This is a genomic window from Pseudomonas boreofloridensis (genome assembly GCF_030580795.1).
GTDB classification, from domain to species: Bacteria; Pseudomonadota; Gammaproteobacteria; order Pseudomonadales; family Pseudomonadaceae; genus Aquipseudomonas; species Aquipseudomonas boreofloridensis.
In genome coordinates this window covers 106,352-125,093 of sequence record NZ_JAUQOQ010000011.1, presented here as the reverse complement: position 1 = coordinate 125,093, position 18,742 = coordinate 106,352, and the positions used below count along the sequence as shown (strand labels likewise).

At 69.4% G+C, this 18,742-nt stretch carries 16 protein-coding genes; 14 read left to right on the top strand and 2 right to left on the bottom strand.

Annotated features, from left to right (window positions below):
- The first annotated feature begins 3 nt into the window (after positions 1-3).
- The 11 genes from Q6A47_RS15000 (at position 4) to Q6A47_RS14950 (ending at position 15,207) form a co-directional block, all read left to right on the top strand.
- On the top strand, positions 4-1,284 hold the full coding sequence (locus Q6A47_RS15000) for an MFS transporter (RefSeq protein ID WP_304484675.1): 1,281 nt from the start codon (positions 4-6) through the stop codon (positions 1,282-1,284).
- A complete protein-coding gene (locus Q6A47_RS14995) occupies positions 1,281-3,650 on the top strand; it encodes a thiamine pyrophosphate-binding protein (protein WP_304484674.1) in 2,370 nt (789 codons plus the stop codon). The genes Q6A47_RS15000 and Q6A47_RS14995 overlap by 4 nt, the downstream gene beginning before the upstream one ends.
- Complete coding sequence (pigE, locus tag Q6A47_RS14990) at positions 3,650-6,169, top strand: prodigiosin MAP biosynthesis aminotransferase PigE (RefSeq protein ID WP_304484673.1); 2,520 nt, start codon at positions 3,650-3,652, stop codon at positions 6,167-6,169. The genes Q6A47_RS14995 and pigE overlap by 1 nt, the downstream gene beginning before the upstream one ends.
- Positions 6,170-6,352: 183 nt before the next feature.
- A complete protein-coding gene (moeB, locus tag Q6A47_RS14985; RefSeq protein WP_029613679.1) occupies positions 6,353-7,525 on the top strand; it encodes a molybdopterin-synthase adenylyltransferase MoeB in 1,173 nt (390 codons plus the stop codon).
- A gap of 10 nt (positions 7,526-7,535) precedes the next feature.
- On the top strand, positions 7,536-7,946 hold the full coding sequence (locus Q6A47_RS14980; RefSeq protein ID WP_295484858.1) for a M67 family metallopeptidase: 411 nt from the start codon (positions 7,536-7,538) through the stop codon (positions 7,944-7,946).
- A 43-nt stretch (positions 7,947-7,989) separates the two neighbouring features.
- The gene (locus Q6A47_RS14975; RefSeq protein WP_029613680.1) at positions 7,990-8,262 is read left to right on the top strand and encodes a MoaD/ThiS family protein; all 273 of its coding nucleotides are present in this window, start codon (positions 7,990-7,992) and stop codon (positions 8,260-8,262) included.
- 70 nt (positions 8,263-8,332) lie between these two features.
- Positions 8,333-10,132: a CoA transferase gene (locus Q6A47_RS14970; protein WP_304484672.1), complete on the top strand. Its 1,800-nt coding sequence runs from the start codon at positions 8,333-8,335 to the stop codon at positions 10,130-10,132.
- Positions 10,129-11,778: a class I adenylate-forming enzyme family protein gene (locus tag Q6A47_RS14965; protein ID WP_295484862.1), complete on the top strand. Its 1,650-nt coding sequence runs from the start codon at positions 10,129-10,131 to the stop codon at positions 11,776-11,778. Before Q6A47_RS14970 ends, Q6A47_RS14965 begins: the two co-directional genes overlap by 4 nt.
- A gap of 3 nt (positions 11,779-11,781) precedes the next feature.
- A complete protein-coding gene (locus Q6A47_RS14960; RefSeq protein ID WP_304484671.1) occupies positions 11,782-12,990 on the top strand; it encodes an acyl-CoA dehydrogenase family protein in 1,209 nt (402 codons plus the stop codon).
- Positions 12,987-14,165, top strand: a complete 1,179-nt coding sequence (locus tag Q6A47_RS14955; RefSeq protein ID WP_304484670.1) for an MFS transporter — start codon at positions 12,987-12,989, stop codon at positions 14,163-14,165. The genes Q6A47_RS14960 and Q6A47_RS14955 overlap by 4 nt, the downstream gene beginning before the upstream one ends.
- Complete coding sequence (locus tag Q6A47_RS14950) at positions 14,149-15,207, top strand: glucuronyl hydrolase (protein WP_304484669.1); 1,059 nt, start codon at positions 14,149-14,151, stop codon at positions 15,205-15,207. The genes Q6A47_RS14955 and Q6A47_RS14950 overlap by 17 nt, the downstream gene beginning before the upstream one ends.
- Positions 15,208-15,324: 117 nt before the next feature.
- Here Q6A47_RS14950 and Q6A47_RS14945 read toward each other — a convergent pair whose 3' ends face one another.
- Both Q6A47_RS14945 and Q6A47_RS14940 read right to left on the bottom strand, forming a co-directional pair.
- Complete coding sequence (locus Q6A47_RS14945) at positions 15,325-15,924, bottom strand: FMN-dependent NADH-azoreductase (RefSeq protein WP_039576164.1); 600 nt, start codon at positions 15,922-15,924, stop codon at positions 15,325-15,327.
- A gap of 108 nt (positions 15,925-16,032) precedes the next feature.
- Positions 16,033-16,347 (bottom strand): hypothetical protein, encoded by a 315-nt coding sequence (locus tag Q6A47_RS14940; RefSeq protein WP_029613683.1) that lies wholly within the window; start codon positions 16,345-16,347, stop codon positions 16,033-16,035.
- Positions 16,348-16,395: 48 nt separating this feature from the next.
- Here Q6A47_RS14940 and Q6A47_RS14935 point away from each other — a divergent pair, with 48 nt between their 5' ends.
- From Q6A47_RS14935 to Q6A47_RS14925, 3 genes are read left to right on the top strand one after another with little or no spacing between them, the layout of a single operon-like run.
- Positions 16,396-17,319: a PA3225 family LysR-type transcriptional regulator gene (locus Q6A47_RS14935; protein ID WP_039576162.1), complete on the top strand. Its 924-nt coding sequence runs from the start codon at positions 16,396-16,398 to the stop codon at positions 17,317-17,319.
- 13 nt (positions 17,320-17,332) lie between these two features.
- A complete protein-coding gene (locus Q6A47_RS14930) occupies positions 17,333-18,145 on the top strand; it encodes an alpha/beta fold hydrolase (protein ID WP_039576161.1) in 813 nt (270 codons plus the stop codon).
- Positions 18,139-18,696: a peptidylprolyl isomerase gene (locus tag Q6A47_RS14925; RefSeq protein ID WP_304484668.1), complete on the top strand. Its 558-nt coding sequence runs from the start codon at positions 18,139-18,141 to the stop codon at positions 18,694-18,696. Before Q6A47_RS14930 ends, Q6A47_RS14925 begins: the two co-directional genes overlap by 7 nt.
- Positions 18,697-18,742: the final 46 nt, after the last annotated feature.

Here is an 18,742-nt window from a genome sequence, read left to right as displayed (position 1 = left end):
GCCATGACCCGCGCCCGCCTCACTGCGCTGCAACTGCTGTTCGGCTGGCTCAACCTGGCCCTGGCGGTGCCGAGCATCTACCTGATGTTCGGCCTGCCACTGGTGATGCGCCAATATGGCTGGAGCGGCACCGAGATCGGGCTGTTCCAACTGGCCGGGCTGCCGGCGGTGTTCAAGTTCCTGCTGGCGGTGCCGGTACAGCGCGTGCGCCTGGGCCGTGCCCCCCTGCAACGCTGGCTGCTGGTGCTGAGCGTGGCGCTGATCGGGCTGTACGCGCTGATCGCCCGCGACAACCTCATCGACCAGCGCCTGGCACTGTTCGCCATGACGTTCGCCATCAGCCTCATCGCCACCTGGATGGACATCCCGCTCAATGCCCTGGCCGTGCACTGGCTGCCGCGCCGCGAGCAGGTGCGCGCCGGCAGCATTCGTGCCGCCGCGCTGTTCGTCGGTGCCATCGTCGGCGGCGGCGCAATGCTGCTGGTGCAGGCGCGCCTGGGCTGGCAGGCGCCGTTCGCGATCATGGGCACGGCGCTGGGGCTCGGCGTGCTGGTGCTGCTATGGGTCGGACGACGCTTGCCCAGCGCGCCCGCGCAGCCCTCGGCGGCGCCCGGGGTGATGGCCGACTGGGCGAGTTTCTTCAGCCAACCGGCCGCGCGCCAGTGGACCTGGCTGCTGCTCAGCGCATTTCCGTTCATCGGCGCGGCCTGGCTGTACCTCAAGCCACTGCTGCTCGACCAAGGCCTGGCCCTGGAACAGGTGGCCTGGGTGGTCGGCATCGCCGGTGGCGCCCTCGGTGCGCTGGCCAGCCTGCTCGGCGGTCGGCTGATCGGCGTGCTGGGCACCGCGCGGGCCATCGTCCTGTACCTGTCGAGCGCCCTGCTCGCCCTGCTGGTGCTGGGCCTGGCGGTATGGCTGCGGCTGGGTACGGCGTGGCTGATCGCCGGCGCACTGCTGCTGGCCGTGGGCATGGGCGCTGTGTCGGCCTTGATGTTCGGCCTGACCCTGTTCTTCAGCCGCCAGCAGCGCAGCGCCAGCGACTACGGCCTGCAATCGAGCCTGTTCGTCATCACCCGCCTGGCAGCGCCGGTGCTCGCCGGCCTGCTGCTCGACCGCCTGGGCTACGGCGGCCTGCTCGCCAGCCTGTGCGGCGGATTGCTGCTGGCCCTGCTGCTGGCCTGGCGGGTGCGCCACAGCATCGCCCGCAGCACCGACGCGTTGCTGCACACCCCCGATGACGCCGCCCCCGGTGTCACCGCCATCGCTCTGGAGGGCAAACCATGAAGCCACACCGCTACGGCATCTGCCTGATCAGCCGCGACCCCGCGCTGCGGGCCGATGTCAGCGCCGTGCTCGACCGGCTCAACCACTGGTTGGGCCACGAGACCCCGTTGGCCAGCCAGCATTGGCCGGACGCGCACCTGGACAGCCTGTACCGCCAGGTGGCTGGCCAGGCCGAGGCGTACCTGCGCCAGCAGGCCGGCGAAGGCGCCCTGGCGCTGGAACTGCTGGCCTTCGACGACCTCGCCCAGGCCCACGCCGCGCTGCCCTCGGCCTGCCCATGCGACCACGTGCTGCTCGACACCCGCCATCTGTCCCAGCAACCCGCACATGACCCACTGCACGCGCTGCTCGACGCCCAACCCCAAGCCCGGCGCTCGCCCAGCAGCGCCGTGCTGTTGTGCGACCCGCAGCACCTGCAGCATTGGCTCGAACGGCTGGGTGGCAACCGCCTGCTGCGCGTGCCCCACCCCGACCCGGCCCTGCGCCGCGCCGACCTGCTGCGCCTGTTCGTCGACCACCTGGAGCACGCCTACTGCAACCGCCTGCTGGCCCGCACCACGCTGCAGACCAGCGAGCCGGTGGCGCTGGCCCGCGACATCCAGCAGCGCATGACCCAACGCTGGGGCCAGGCCTGGGACTGCCATTTCTTCACCGGCTCCATGGTCGCCGGCTTTCTCGACTCGCTCGGCGAGCTGCTGCGGCCCACAGCCTGCGGTTTCCACAGCGCCTGCAACGAGCACGCCCTGGCGGTCAGCGCCCTGGCCGGCTGGCAGTTGTACCAGCGCGCCTATGTGATCGTGATGACCTCGGGGATGCTCGACGAGATGCGCGGCACCCTGGCCAATCTCAAGCGCGCCGGTGCGCCGGGCCTGGTGATCTGCGCCGACTCGCCCGAATCGGTGTGGTTCGCCTTCCAGGGCAGCCTGGACGCGGACAACGACGGCCACCAGGTGATCGCCGCCCGTGGCCTGTGGCAGCGCTTCATACGCCGTCCCGACGAAGCCCCGGCCTGTGTCGAACAGGCCTTCGCGGCCCTGGCGCAGCGCCCGGCGCCGACCTTCCTGTTCGCCACCCAAGCGGTGCTGGAGTCGCGCGCGGCGGTGGATCAGCCCGCGCCACCCGCGCCCACCGAACCCGCCGCCCATGGCCTGAGCGCGCAGCAGCAGGCCAGCCTCGAACAACTGCTGGAGGTGCTCAACCACGCCCCTTCGCGCGTGCTCTGGCAATGTGGCCGGCTCGACGCCCGCGAGCGCCAGCGCGTGGTCGAGCTGGCCCGGCGCAGCGGCATCGCCCTGGCCGACAGCCTCGTCGCCCCCGGCAGCGTGTGCGCCTACCAGGACCAGGAACCGGTGGCCAACTACCTCGGTCCGCTGTCGATGTACGGCTTCAGCCGCCGTGTGCATGCCTTTCTCGAACAGCCCGAGGACACGCCGGACAAGCCCTGGCTGGTGTTCGTCAAAAGCAAGATCGACCAGTCGGCCACGCCCTACTCCGAAGGCCGTCTGCAACGCCTGTTCCACATCGTGCAGATCAACCGCCAAGCCGAGCACATCGCGCCGTTCTGCGAGTTGCCGGTCACCCTCGCCCTGGACACCGTGCTCGACTACCTCGAACCGCGCCTGGCCGTCCCGCCGACGCTGCTCAAGGCGCGCCGCGAACGCTTGCAGCGCCTGCAACGCACCCGCGAAGTGCTGCCCAGCGATCAGATCGAAACCCTGCCGATGACGCCCAACTTCTTCTTTCACCGCCTCGGCCAACTGCTCGGCGAGATGATCGAGCGCGACGGCTACCGTTATACCGGCGTTTTCGACGTCGGCCGCTGCAGCCTCTCGGCGCTGCGCAACCTGCCGCGCACCGACGCCGGTTTTTCCGGCTGGTACGGCCGGGCACTGATGGGCGATGCGCTGGTGTCGCTGCCGTACATCGCCCGCAACGACGGCCGCCATGTGCTGGCCTTCATCGGCGACGGCGCCCGCGCGCTGGTGCCGGACATCGAGCAGCGCCTGGCCATGAGCCTGGCCAGCGCCGCCGATGGCGCCCAGCGCAACGTCACGGTGATGTACCTGGCCAACGGTGTGCTGTCGATGATCCAGACCTACCTGGACAAGCGCTACGCCTGCCACGGCGCCAGCCAAGTCAACGTGCCCCTGGCCGACGGACCGCTGTGGCAGGAGCGCGCCTTCGGCCCGATCAGCATCTGCCGCGCACGCCTGCTGCACTTCTGCCCCGACACCCTGCGCCAGGCGCTGAGCGCGCCGGGACGCCTCAACTTCTTCGACGTCTGGCTCGGCCACAACTCCGAGGGCGATGGCTTGAGCCTGGTCTCGGAAACGGCCTGGAGCCGCCTGAACATGGAAAACTGCTGATGAAATTCGGATTCATTGCCCACCCCACCTCCACCGGCCTGCTGCATCAGGTCAAGCTGGTCGACCTGCTCGACCGCACCCTGGAAGAACAGGCCTGGGGCTACCAGCGCGAACGCTGGCAGCGCCGCAACCTGGTGCCGTTCATCGACTTCGGCCGCATCGTCAGCGCCTGTGGCGCCGAGTGCTCGGGGATGCTGCAGTTCATGCCGCTGACCGCCGAGCAGATGCTGCGCCAGCCACGGGCCATCGCCGAGCGCGTGCTCCAGGGCGTGGCCGCGCTCAAGGCCGAAGGCGCCGAACTGGTGGGCCTGGGCGGCTTCACCGCGATCGTCGGCAACCGTGGCGTGGCCACCCTGGAGCAGGCTGACGTGGCCGTGACCACCGGCAACTCGCTGACCGCCTTCGCCGCCTATGCCAACCTGATGGACAGCCTCAGGTTGCTGGGCATCGCCGCCCAGGACGCCGAAGTGGCCGTGCTCGGCTATCCCGGCTCCATCGCCCTGGCCGTGGCGCGCTTGCTGGTCGAACAGGGCTGCCGCTTGCGCCTGGTGCACCGGGGCAATGCCCAGCAAGCCCAGGCGAATCTCGAATACCTGCCCAGCCAGTACCACGCCCAGGTCAGCCTGCACGACAACCTCGAAGACTGTTACGCCCAGGTGCGCTTCTACGTCGCCGCCACCTCCAGCGGCGGCCTGATCGACCCGCGTCGCTTGCTGCCGGGCTCGGTGGTGCTGGACGCCGCGTTGCCCAAGGACGTGATGGCCGTGGACCACCAGCGCCGCGACATCCTGCTGGTGGACGCCGGCCTGGTCTCGGCCAGCCCCGCCGTGCACCTGGGCCTGCGCAGCCTGGGCCTGGAGCCCAAGCGCAGCCTCAATGGCTGCCTGGCCGAAACCATGATCCTGGCCCTGGAAGGCCGCGCCGAACCGTTCTCCCTGGGCCGCGAGCTGCCGGTGGACAAGGTGCTGGAGATCGGCCGCATCGCCGAGCGTCATGGTTTCAGCCCCTCGCCGATGACCTGCGAAGGCGAGGTGCTCGGCAGCGAGGCGTTCGACCGCCTGCACCGCCACCACCACCCGCGTCGCACCTTGCAAGCCCGCGATGCGCACGAGGAACCGCTGGCCCTGCGCCGCGAAGTGCTGAACAGCTTCGCCGATCACATCAACCCGGTGCTGCGCGAGTTCTACCAGTTCAACCATATCGAGCGGGTGTTCAGCCATGGCGAGGGCTGCTGGCTCACCGACCTGGACGGGCGGCGCTTCCTGGATTTCGTCGCTGGCTACGGCTGCCTCAACACCGGGCACAACCACCCGGTCATCAGCCAGGCCCTGCAAGGCTACCTGCAGGCGCAGTTCCCCACCTTCATCCAGTACCTGTCGGCGCCGCTGCATGCCAGCCTGTTGGCCAAGCGCCTCGCGGCCCTGGCGCCGGGCGAGCTGAACCGGGTGTTCTTCAGCAACTCCGGCACCGAAGCGGTGGAGGCCGCGCTCAAGCTGGCGCTGGCGGCCAGCGACAAACGTTGCGTGCTGTACTGCGACAACGGCTACCACGGCAAGACCCTCGGCGCGCTGTCAGTGACCGGCCGGGCCAAGCACCGTACGCCGTTCGAGCCGCTGCTGCCGCGCTGTGAAAGCCTGCCATTCGGCGACCTCCAGGCGCTGCGCACACGCCTGGAACGCGGCGATGTGGCCGCCTTCATCGTCGAGCCGATCCAGGGTGAAGGCGGCGTGATCCTGCCCCCGCCGGGCTACCTGGCCGGGGTCCGCGCGCTGTGCGACGAATTCGACTGCCTGTGGATCCTCGACGAGATCCAGACCGGCCTGGGCCGTACCGGCAAGCTGTTCGCCTGCCAGTGGGACGACACCGCGCCGGACATCCTGGTGCTGTCCAAGTCGCTGTCCGGCGGGCTGGTGCCGATTGGCGCCACGCTGTCGCGCGAGGCGGTGTGGCAGCGGGCCTACGGCGACATCGACCGCTTCGCCCTGCATACCTCGACCTTCGGCGGCGGCAACTTCGCGGCCGCCGCCGCCCTGGCCGCGCTGGACGTACTGGAGCAAGACGACCTGACCGCCAATGCCGCCGAGATCGGCGCGCACCTGCAGGCCGGCCTGCAGCACCTGGTCGAGCGCTACCCGTTCCTGGTGGCGGTGCGTGGCCGCGGGCTGATGCTGGCCATCGAGTTCCAGCAGGATCTGCAGGGCGGCGTGCAGGCGTTGGTCAAGGAACTGGCCGGGCGCATCCCCGGCCAGGCCATGGCCACCTACCGCATGCTCTCCGGCGCTGCCCGCGCGCATCTCGAAGCGGCCGCCGAGGCGGTGGAGCAGAGCCTGGAGGACATGTTCGTGCTGCGCTTCATGACCAAGCTGTCCCAGGAGCACGGCGTGCTCACCTTCGTCACCGCCAACAACAACCGGGTGATGCGCATCCAGCCCCCGCTGGTGCTCAGCCGCGAGGAGGCCGACCACTTCCTCGCCGCGTTCGCCGCCGTGTGCGAGGACTTGGCCACGTTCCAGTCGTAAGACCTTGGGTGAGGCATTCGGGGCTGCGCAGCAGCCCCCAACCCTACCCAGCAGCACCGCCCACCGAACCCCATAGTTTTCCCGCGCTTTGCCATACGAATCGGCCCCACCAACGGATTGAATCGACGGTCGCCGCAATTGAAAATGGTTCCAGTTCGTATCTACTGAATGGAAGAAAGCGATATGACCCTACCGCCTCTGGTCGAGCCCGCTGCCGAGCTCAGCCGCGAAGAAGTGAACCGCTACAGCCGCCACCTGCTGATTCCCGACATCGGCGTCATTGGCCAGCGTCGTCTGAAGAACGCCAAGGTGCTGGTCATCGGTGCCGGCGGCCTGGGCTCGCCGACCCTGCTCTACCTCGCCGCGGCCGGCATCGGCACATTGGGCGTGATCGACTTCGACCGGGTCGATGTGTCCAACCTGCAACGCCAAGTGATCCACACCGTCGACAACCTGGGCGAGCTCAAGGTGGAAAGCGCACGCCAGGCCATCGCCCGCCTCAACCCACTGGTGAAGGTGCGCACCCACACCGAGCGCCTGGAAGCGGACATGGCCGTCGAGCTGTTCAGCGGCTACGACCTGATCCTCGACGGCACCGACAACTTCGCCACCCGCTACTTGGTCAACGACGCCTGCATCCTGGCCGACAAGCCCTATGTCTGGGGCTCGATCTTCCGCTTCGAAGGCCAGGCCTCGGTGTTCTGGGAAAACGCACCCGACGGTCGCGGCCTCAACTACCGCGACCTGTACCCCGAGCCGCCACCGCCGGAGCTGGCCCCCTCGTGCGCCGAAGGCGGCGTGCTCGGCGTGCTCTGCGCGGCCATCGCCTCGATCATGGCCACCGAGGCGATCAAGCTGCTGACCGGCATCGGCGAGCCGCTGCTGGGCCGCCTGATGGTCTACGACGCGCTGCAGATGAGCTATCGCCAACTGCCCCTGCGGCGCCTGCCGCAACGCCAGGCGGTCACCGCCCTGGGCGACTACCAGGCGCTGTGCGGCCTGAACCGGCCGGCGGCCAGCGACGCACCGCGGGTGCCGGCGATCAGCGCGGTGCAGCTCAAGTCGCTGCAGGACGCCGGGCGCGCGCCGGTGATCATCGATGTCCGCGAGCCGACCGAATGGGACATCGTGCGCATCGACGGCGCCGTGCTCATGCCCAAGTCCGAGCAGGTGGCGGCGCAGATCGTCGAGCGCTACGGCCACGACACCGACCTGGTGATCACCTGCAAGTCAGGCATGCGCTCGCGCGCGGTGGCCGGCGACCTGCAACGCCTGGGCCACGGCAAGGTGCGCGACCTGGAAGGCGGCGTGCTGGCCTGGGTGCGTGACGTCGAACCGGCCCTGCCGAGCTATTGAGGACAGCCACATGGTTCTGCGCATCAGCGCCCAGGCGCTGGCCGAGGTTCAGCGCCTGGCCCGCGCCGCGCATCCGATCGAAGCCTGCGGCCTGATCGCCGCCGCCAGTGGCCAGGCCTTGGCCCAGCGCGTGGTGCCGCTGCGCAACCAGGCGGCCAGCCCGACCTGGTTCAGCTTCGATCCGCGCGAGCAACTGCAGGTCTGGCGCGAGCTGGACCAGCGCGACGAGGACTGCCGGGTGATCTACCACTCGCACACCGCCAGCGAAGCCTGGCCCAGCCGCGAGGACATCGCCCATGCCAGCGACGGCCAGGTGCATTACCTGATCGTCTCGACCTGGGCCGAGGCCCGGCATGCGGCGCGTAGCTTTCGCATCATCGACGGGCGGGTGTTCGAGGAACCGCTGTCCGTCCAGCCATGAACCGGCCGCCACGGCGGCCCCACACGCAAAGAAGGAGATTCGCATGTCGGTTTCAGTGATGGTTCCCACCCTGCTGCGCCCGCTCACCGAAGGGCAGAAACAGGTTCAGGCCGAGGGCGACACGGTGCGCCACATCATCGAGCACCTGGACAGCCGCTTCCCCGGCCTCAAGGCGCGGTTGGTCAACGACGACCAGGTGCACCGCTTCGTCAACATCTACGTCAACGATGACGACATCCGCTTCGCCGACGGGCTGGCCACGGCGACCCGGCCGGGCGATCAGCTGACCGTACTGCCGGCCGTCGCTGGCGGCTGAAGCCCCTCCAGCCCTTCGCGGGTACGCCCGCGAAGCCTGCTCGCCCGTCCCCTGTCCGCGAGATCCGCCCATGCCCCGTATCCTCGATGACGCCAGCCTGCGCTGGCGCAGCGGCCCCTCCCTGCCTGCCTGGCAGGGCCTGAGCCGCGCCCTGCAGCAGCACGGCGAGTGCCTTGGCCTGCGTTCGCTCGACGGCTTGGCCGAAGGGCCGGCACTGCACCTGCTGCACCCCGACCTGCAACCGCTGCACACGCACTTGGCGATGCCCACTGCACTGCCCTTGGAACTGACCAGCGAATTCACCCTGCAGGCCGCCTGCGGCCTGATGTCGGTGCATGGTCGCGCCAGTGGCCGAGCGCAGGCACTGGGGGTGAACTACCTGGCCAGCCTGAACGCAGCGCTGGCTTGGCAGGCCACGCTGGCCGCCGCCGTCGGCCAGCTGCGCGGCGGTCGTTTCCACAGCGTCACCCTGGACCCTGCGCGCGGCGCGCTGTTGAGCATCGGCCAGTACCTGGCGGGCGCCACCGCGCCGGAGGACGCCGAGCGCTTGCTGCCCGGCCAGGACGATGCCTTCGCCCGGCCGCCGTTCGTGTCGCTGGAGGGCGCGGCCTTCGAACTGGAAACCCTCGACAGCCAACCGTGGCGGCACTTCTGGCGCGCGCTCGGTATCAGCGACAGCCTTGCAGGCAAAGCCTGGCAGCACTTTCTGCTGCGCTATGCCAGGGCCGTGGCAGCGATGCCCGCCGAGTGCCTGGACGCACTGGCCGCCCTGCCGTTGGCGCGGATCCAGGCCCAGGCGCAGGCCAGCGGTGTGGCGCTGGTGCCCCTGCGCAGCCCGGCGCAACGCCAGGCCGACGCCGACTACCGTGCCAGCCTGTCCAGCCCCTGGCGCCTGACCCCTGGGCCGCAAGCGCTGGTACGGTCCACCACCGTGCCCGGCGCGTTGCCGTTGCAAGGCATTCGTGTGCTGGAGTCGTGCCGGCGCATCCAGGGTCCACTGGCCGGCCACCTGCTGGCGCTGCTCGGCGCCGAGGTCATTCGCCTGGAGCCGCCGGGCGGGGATCCGCTACGCAATATGCCGCCGTGCGCCGACGGCTGCTCGGTGCGCTTCGATGCGCTCAATCACTTGAAGTCGGTGCGCGAGGTGGACATCAAGTCCGCCGCCGGCCGCGCCGAAATCGACGCGCTGTGCGCCGAGGCCGACGTGTTCCTGCACAACTGGGCGCCGGGCAAGGCCGCCGAGCTGGGCCTGGACGCCGCCGACCTGCACGCGCGGCACCCGTCGCTGGTGCACGCCTATGCCGGTGGCTGGGGCGACGCCGCCGTGCAGGCGCCGGGCACCGACTTCACCGTACAGGCCTGGTCTGGCGTGGCCGAGCGCATCGCCCGCGCCAGTGGCACGCGCGGCGGCACCTTGTTCACCGCACTCGATGTGCTGGGCGGGGTGATCAGCGCCCAAGGCGTCTGTGCCGCCCTGCTCGACCGCTGCCTGCACGCACGCGGCAGCCAGGTGCAGAGCACCCTGCTCGGCGCCGCCGACCTGCTGCTGGCCAGCGACAGCGCCAACCCACCCAGCCTGCTGCAAGGCGTGTTCGAGACCGGCCACGGCCTGCTGGCGGTGGACTGCCAGAACCGCGCCCAGCGACGCGCCCTCGACCAGTTGCTCGGCGCCCCCTGCGAGGCCAAGGACCTGCCACGGCGCCTGGCCAGCGCCGATGCCGAACACTGGCAACGACGCTGCCAACAGGCCGGGATTCCCGCCAGCCGCGTGCATCAAGACCTGGCCGCACTGGCCAACGACCCTTGCCTGGCCGACTGCTTCGGCCAGCGCACCTACCGATCCGTTCAATCACCGTGGAGTTTCACATGAACACCGCCGGCATCATTGACCTGGTACCCCAGAACGCCCGTCGTCGTTGGCGCGAAGACGGCAGCTACCCGAACCGCGATGTGTTCGACCTGTTCCGCGAGCGCGCCGGCGAGACGCCGGACAAACCCGCGGTGCTGTCGCCGGAGGGCCACGTCAGCTACGCCGAACTGCTCGGCGCGGCCCTGCGCCTGGCCGGCAGTCTGCGCCAGTCGGGAATCGTCGCGGGCGATGTGGTGGCCTATCAGTTGAGCAACAGTTGGCGCTGCTGCGCCATCGACCTGGCGGTGGCCGCGCTGGGCGCCATCGTCGCGCCCTTCCCGCCGGGGCGCGGCAAGCTGGACATCCAGGCCCTGGTGCGCCGCTGCGATGCGCGGGCGGTGATCGTGCCGGCGCAGTACGCCGACATCGACCTGTGCGAGGTGATCGAGTCGCTGCGCCCGACCCTGTTGTCGCTGCGCTTTCTGATCGTCGACGGCGCGCCACGCGCAGGTTGGTCGACCCTCGACGCGTTGTTCGAGCACACGCCCATCGACAGCACCAGCCTGCCTCGGGTGTGCCCGGATTCGCCGGTGCGCCTGCTGGTGTCCTCGGGCACCGAGTCGGAGCCGAAACTGGTGGCCTACTCGCACAACGCGCTGATCGGCGGACGCGGCCGCTTCCTGCAACGCATCAGCGACGACGGCGCCGAGTTCCGTGGCCTGTACCTGGTGCCGCTGGGCTCTTCGTTCGGCTCCACGGCCACCTTCGGCGTGCTCAGCTGGTTGGGCGGCTCGCTGGTGGTGCTGCCGCGCTTCGAGGTGGGCGAGGCGATCAAGGCCATCGAACGCCTGCGCCCGAGCTTCATCCTCGGCGTGCCGACCATGCTCCAGCGCATCGCCGCCGACCCGGCCCTGGCCGAGATCGACAGGTCCAGCCTGCGCGGGCTGATATGCGGCGGTTCGGTGATCGACGAGGCCACCGTGCTGCGCTGCACCGAGGCCTTCGGCTGCGGCTTCATCAGCCTCTACGGCTCGGCCGACGGGGTGAACTGCCACAACACCCTGGACGACCCGCTGGAGGTGGTGCTGGGCAGCGTCGGCAAACCCAATCCGGCGGTGTGCGAGATCCGCATCGTCGATGACCTGGGCCGCGAGGTGCCGCCTGGCAGCGTCGGCGAAATCACCGCGCGCGGGCCACTGAGCCCCATGCAGTACGTCAACGCGCCGGAGCTGGACGAGCGCTACCGCGACGCCGAGGGCTGGGTGCGCACGGGCGACCTGGGCTTCATCGATCCGGCGGGCTACCTGAAACTGGCCGGGCGCAAGAAAGACATCATCATTCGCGGCGGCGCCAACATCAGCCCGGTGCAGATCGAAGGGCTGACCATGGCGCACCCGGACGTGGTCAGCGTGGCCTGCGTGCCGGTGCCCGACCCGGACCTAGGCCAGCGCGTGTGCCTGTGCGTGACCCTGCGCGAAGGCGCGCAGCGCTTCGCCTTGCAGGACATCACCGGGTTCCTGCGCGAACAGGGCCTGGAGGTGAACAAGCTGCCGGAGTACCTGCGCTTCTACCGCCACCTGCCGCTGACGCCGGCCGGCAAGGTCGACAAACGCGCCCTGGCCGCCGACGCTGCCGGCCTGGCCGAGCCCGTGCGGCAGGTGGGCTGAGCCATGACCTGCGAGAATGTCTCCCACCTGGCGCAGCGGGTGCGCCACTTCGTCGAGCGGCAGGTGCTGCCGCGCGAGGCCGAGCTGGGCCGCTGCGATGCGGCGGCGGCGCGGTTGACGGCCCAGTTGCAGGCTCAGGCCAAGGCCGAGGGCGTGTTCGGCAATTTCTATCCCGTGGCCGACGGCGGCCGGGTCGCCAGCCTGGTGGACTACCTGACCGTGGCCGCCGAGGAAGGACGCAGCGAATTCGCCCCGGCGCTGCTGGGCTGCGACGCCACGCTGGACTGCCACATGCTCGCCCGCCACGCCAACCCGAGCCTGCGCGAGCGCTTCTACCTGCCGCTGGTGCGCGGCGAACAAGTGCCGTGCTATGCGATGTCCGAGCCGGACAGCATCGGCTCGATCCCGGCCACGCTGAACAGCCGGGCGCACTGGCAAGGCGACCACTGGCAACTGACGGCGCGCAAGTGGTTCATCTGCCGCGCCGAGCGCGCCGACTTCGCCACTGTGATCGCCCGCACCGACGACGGTCCGTTGCAGTCGGCGCTGTCGATGCTGGTGGTGCCCTGCGACAGTCCAGGGTTTCGCTTCGTCCGGCCGCTGGCACTGCTCGGTCGCCAGCAGGGTCAGGGCGAGGTGCACCTGGAAGCGGTGCGGGTGCAGCCCGATCAGGTGCTGGGCGCACCGGGCCAGGGCCTGGCGCTGATGCAGCAGCGCCTGGGGTTGGGCCGCCTGCTGCGCGCAGCGCACTGGCTGGGCCTGGCCCAGCGCTGCTTCGACGCGCTGTGCGCACGGGTACACTCGCCGCGCGGCGCCCAGGCACGGCTGGCCGACAAGCAACTGGTGCGCGCCCGGGTGTACCGCAGCTTTCGTGAAATCGCCAGCGCACGCGGCCTGCTGCAGGATGCGGCGGCCAAGTTCGACCGTGGCCAGGCCAACGCCATCGAGGTCAACCTGGCCAAGCTGGCGGCCAGCGAAGCGCTGTCGCTGGCGGTGGACTCGGCGATCCAGGTGATGGGCGCCGAGGGCCTGAGCGAGCTGTCGCCGCTGTCGGGCATCTATCGCGGCGCGCGCACCACGCACATCCTCGACGGCACCGACGATGCACTGATCAGCACCCTGGGCCGCGATCTGCTGGAGGCCACGCAACCCGGTGTGGCCTTCGATGCCTTGGCGCCCTCCGTGCACCTGCACGGCAAGGGGGCGCCATGAACCGGCACGTGCCGCTGGCGGCCCTGCTCACCTGCGCCATGGGCCTGCCGATGATGGTGTTCTATGCCCTCGGCGTGCTCGGCCCGCAACTGATCGCCGACCTGGGCATCGACCGCCAGCAACTGGGCTGGCTGACCACCAGCGCCTTCGGCCTGGCCGCGCTGCTGTCGCCGTGGGCCGGGGCGCTGGTGCAGCGCATCGGCTCGCGCAACGGGCTGCGCGCGCTGTTCGTGCTGGTGGCGTTGTCGTTCAGCCTGGTGCTGGTGCTGCCGGGCTTCGTCGGCCTGGTGGTGGCGCTCCTGTTCTGCGGCGCGGCGCAGGCCTTGGCCAACCCGGCCACCAACCAGGCCATCGCGCAGACCGCCGATGCGCCACGGGCCAGCCTGGTCGGTATCAAGCAGGCCGGGGTGCAGGCGTCGGCGCTGCTGGCAGGCATTGCCTTGCCGGCGCTCAGCGAAGCGCTGGGCTGGCGCCTGGCGCTGGCCTGCTGGGCGCCGCTGGCGCTGCTGCTGGCGCTGGGGGTGGCCCGGCGGATCGCCGCACCGGCCACACCGGCCAAAACCGCGCTGCGCGTGCAGCGGCCCAATGGCTGGCTGCTGCGACTGATGGCGATCCAGGGCTGCGCGGGGCTGTGCCTGTCAGCGTTCATCACCTTCTTTGGCGTGTATGCGAGCAGTCTTGGCGTCGCCCCGGCCACTATCGGGCTGATGATCAGCGGCTTCGGCATCACCGGCATCCTCTCGCGCCTGCTGTTGACCCCGTTGGGCGCGGCGCTGCGCGATGAAACCGCGCTGCTCGGCGGGTTGTTCCTGTTCGCCCTGGCCACTGTGCTGCTGTTGCAGCAGGCGGCGCCGGGCCGGCTCTGGCCGCTGTGGGGCGCCGTGCTGGGCATGGGATTGAGCCTGGTGGCAAGCAATGCGGTGGCGATGAGCATGCTGCTGCGCGAGCCGCGCTTCGGTGGCGTGGCCGGCAGCGCCGGGCTGCTGTCGCTGGGTTTCTTCGGCGGCATCGCGCTCGGACCGCCGCTGTTCGCCGCGCTGCTGCGCCAGCCCGGTGGTTTCACGGCAGGCTGGACACTGCTGATGGCGGCGCTGTGCGTGGGCGCCGGACTGTGCCGCAGCCTGTACCGGGCGCGGCGCACGCAGGAGGGCTGCAGCGATGCCGGAACAGCGTAAGCGTCAGGCGGTCATCGAGGCCTTGCTGGCGCCGCTGGGGCGAGTCTCGCAGCAGTGCGACGGACAGTTCCCGCTGTATCGCCTGGCCCCGGACACGCCGTGGAAGCTGTCGCGGCGTGGCTCCTGGCTGGGCGGTTTCTGGGCTGCCCTGTGGTGGCGCCGCGCCGGGCTCAGCGGGCAGGCCACTGACCTGGCCGAAGCCCAGGCCTGGAGCGAACGCCTGCACGGGCAACTGGCCGAACCCAGCCTCAACCGCAGCTTCGTGTTCTGGTACGGCGCCGGCCTGGCCGCCCGCCATCCAGACGGCGCGCAAGCGCGGCAGTTGGCCGAGCGCGCCGCCGCTGCCCTGGCCGCCGACTTCGATCCTGGCTTGGGCGGTTGGTGGCTGGGCACCGGCCTGGGCGCAGGCGAGCCAGGGGCGGCCACCCTCGACGTCGATGCCCTGGCCCCGACCCTAGCGCTGCTGCACAGCAGCCCCGTGGCGAGCCACGCAGACCTGGCGCGCCGCCATCTGCAACGCTGCCTGCATAGCCTGGCCGAGCCGTCAGGCGCCTGGGCCGCCCAGGCCGTGCGCCACGCCGACGGGCACTGGCAGCGCAGCGCGCCCGGACACTGGGCGCGCGGTCAGGCCTGGGCAATGCTGGGCCTGGCCGAGGCCGTGGGCCGGTACGGCGGCGAATACGCCGAGGCCGCCGCGCGGGCGTGCGAATACTGGACTCAGCGCTGGGGCGCGCAGGCCGCCGCCGGGCGCCTGCGCGCCAACGAGGCGGACCCCTGCGCCATCGCCATCGCCTCGCTGGCGCTGCTGCGCCTGTGGCAATGCCTGCCAGGGCGCAATGCCTGGTGCGAACTGGCCTGTCGGCAGATCGGCGGGTTGCTGTCACCCGAGGTCAAGCGCGGCCGTTTCGTGGGCCACAGCTACCGCATCGGCCCACAGCAGACCCACTTGGTAGAGACGCCCTGCGCGACGTTCTTCCTGATCGAGGCGCTTCGTGCCCAGGGTCAGGTGCTGGCGGGCGACGGCGGCGTGGCCGGTTGGTAGGTGCGCGCGGCGATTCACAAAGCGCTATAAAAAAAGCCCGGCCATGTGCATGGCCGGGCTGACACACCCAAAGGAGCAACAGGTGTCAGGGGTTGGGAATGGATTCGCCCCAGCGTCTCAGGCAACCGCCGCCAGTTTCGCCTTGGCCTGGTTCAGGCCCTGCTCGTGGAAATCGCCGCTCATGTTCAGGCCTTCGGCATGGATGAAGGTCACGTCGTGGATGCCGATGAACGCCATCACCTGGCGCAGGTAGGGTTCCTGGTGGTCGCTGCTGGCGCCGGCATGAATGCCGCCGCGAGCGGTCAGCACGATGGCGCGCTTGCCGCTGAGCAAGCCTTGCGGCCCGGTGGGGGTGTACTTGAAGGTGATGCCGGCGCGCAGCACATGGTCGAGCCAGGCCTTCAACGTGCTGGGGATGGTGAAGTTGTACATCGGCGCGGCCAGCACCAGCACGTCGGCAGCCAGCAACTCGTCGGTCAGTTCGTTGGAGCGCAGCAGCGCCTGCACCTCGGCGGCGCTGCGTTGCGCCTCGGGTTTCATCCAGCCGCCGAGCAGGTCGGCGTCCAGGTGCGGCACCGGGTTCAGCGCCAGGTCGCGCAGGGCCAGGGTGTCAGCCGGGTGCGCGGCCTGCCACTGCTGGGTGAATTCGCGGGTCAACTGGCGAGACACGGAATCCTGCTGGCGGGCGCTGCTTTCGATGATCAGTACGCGGGACATGGCTGCCTCCATCGGCAAATACGGTTGCGATTCGATGGAGGTGAGACTAATGCTTGACCTATCGATAAAAAAGCGTAAAAAATCGCTGCAATCTATCGACTAATCCGTTCATTCCGCCTGGCAGTTGACGTCGATGCGCAGCTTGATGATCTGCCGATTGAATTTCGCCGTCACGTCCACGCTTCGCCCGGCGGGCACGTTGATCCGGCGCACACGGGGCGCTTCGGGGCCGTTCCTGAAGGTCACCTTGCAGGCGGCAGGCACCTGGCCATAGTTGTTCAGGGCGATGCTGCCGATGTCAGGGGCGGTGTCGTAGGCGGTGTAGTCCAGCTTCACGCCGTCCACCTGCTTCTGCACCTCGATCGGATAGGCCAGCGCCGTGATCGGCAGCAACGACATCAGTATCGCCAGGCATTTTTTCATCGTGCGCGCTCCTTGAGAGTTCGCAGCTTAGGACAACAGGAGCCGAACATGAAAGCGCCGCGCGTGACCCTGGATCAGTGGCGAACCCTGCAGGCGGTGGTCGACCACGGCGGCTTCGCCCAGGCCGCCGAGGCCCTGCACCGCTCGCAGTCGTCGGTGAGCTACACCGTGGCGCGCATGCAGGAGCAACTCGGCGTGCCGCTGCTGCGCATCGACGGGCGCAAGGCAGTGCTCACCGAGGCCGGCGACGTGCTGTTGCGCCGCTCGCGGCAACTGGTCAAGCAGGCCAGCCAACTCGAGGACCTGGCCCACCACATGGAGCAGGGCTGGGAGGCCGAAGTGCGCCTGGTGGTCGATGCCGCCTACCCCAGCGCCCGCCTGGTGCGTGCCCTGAGCGCCTTCATGCCGCAGAGCCGCGGCTGCCGTGTACGGCTGCGCGAAGAAGTGCTGTCGGGCGTCGAGGAGGTGCTGCACGACGGCATCGCGGACCTGGCCATCAGCAGCTTCAACATTCCCGGCTACCTGGGCGCCGAGTTGAGCACGGTGGAGTTCATCGCCGTCGCCCACCCCGAGCACAGCCTGCACCGGCTCAACCGCCAACTCACCTTCCAGGACCTGGAAAGCCAGTTGCAGGTGGTGATCCGCGATTCCGGGCGCAGCCAGCCGCGCGACGTCGGCTGGCTGGGCGCCGAGCAGCGCTGGACGGTGGGCAGCCTGGGCACGGCGGCGACCTTCGTCGGCAGCGGTCTGGGCTTTGCCTGGCTGCCGCGGCACATGATCGAGCGCGAACTCGAGGAAGGTCTGCTCAAGCCGTTGCCGCTGGATCAGGGTGGCAGTCGTCATCCGCTGTTCTACCTTTACGCGAGCAAGGAAAAGGCCCTGGGCCCGGCTACGCAGATCCTCATCGAGTTGCTGCGCAACTTCGACACCGCGCCGCTGGACGTGCCCTTCGCCGCCCCCGCACAAGCCTGAGAGGACCTCGGCCATGGCCCGTTTCGAACACGCGGGATGCCGTCTGCACTACGAGGTGCACGGCCAGGGCGAACCGCTGGTGCTGCTGCACGGGCTCGGTTCGAGCAGCCAGGATTGGGAGCGGCAGGTGCCGGTGCTGAGCCGGCACTACCAGGTGATCCTGATGGACCTGCGCGGCCACGGGCAGTCGGCCAAACCCCGCAGCGGCTACCGCATCGCCACCTTCAGCGACGACCTGCTGGCCCTGCTCCAGCACCTGGGCTGTGGCCCGGTGCATGTCGTCGGCCTGTCGATGGGCGGCATGGTCGGCTTCCAGTTCGCCGTCGATCACCCGCAATGGCTGCGCAGCCTGTGCATCGTCAACAGCGCGCCCGAGGTCAAGCGGCGCAGCCTGGAACACTGGCTGTGGTGGGCCAAGCGCTGGAGCCTGGCGCGCCTGCTCAGTGTCGAGACGGTCGGCCAGGGCCTGGCCGCGCGCCTGTTTCCCAAGCCTGAACAGGCCGCGCTGCGCCGCAGCATGGCCCAGCGCTGGGCGCGCAACGACAAGCGCGCCTACCTCAAGAGTTTCGACGCCATCGTCGGCTGGGGCGTGCAGGAACGCATCGGCGCCATCGAGTGTCCGACCCTGGTGATCGCCGCCGACCACGACTACACCCCGGTGCAGCACAAGCAACGCTACGTCGCCCTGATGCCCCATGCGACGCTGGCGGTCATCGAGGATTCACGGCACGCTACGCCGCTGGATCAACCCGAGGTCTTCAACCAGACCCTGCTGCGCTTTCTCGCAGCCCATTTTCCCCCTCAAGGAACATCGCGCCCATGCTGAAGAAACTCCTGCTCACTGCCTGCTCGGTCGCCTTCGCCACCAGCGTCATGGCGTCCGACAAAACCCCTCACGTGCTCCTGGACACCAGCCTCGGCCAGGTCACCATAGAATTGAACGCGGAAAAAGCGCCCGTCAGTACCAAGAACTTCCTGAGCTACGTGGACAGCGGTTTCTACAACAACACGATCTTCCACCGCGTGATTCCGGGCTTCATGGTCCAAGGCGGTGGCTTCACCGAACAGATGGTGCAGAAAGACACCCAGGATCCGATCAAGAACGAAGCCAGCAACGGCCTGCAGAACACCCGCGGCACCCTGTCGATGGCGCGCACCTCGAATCCGAACTCGGCCACCAGCCAATTCTTCATCAACGTCGCCGACAATGACTTCCTCAACCCAGGCCGCGATGCGGGCTATGCCGTATTCGGCAAGGTCACCCAAGGCATGGAAGTGGTCGACCAGATCGTCAACTCGCCGACCACCGTGAAGAAAGGCATGCGCGACGTGCCTGCCAATCCGGTCTTCATCAAGTCGGCCAAACGTATCGATTGATCGCAGGTCTCACGGGAGGTGACGCCCTCTGTGCGCGAGACCGACA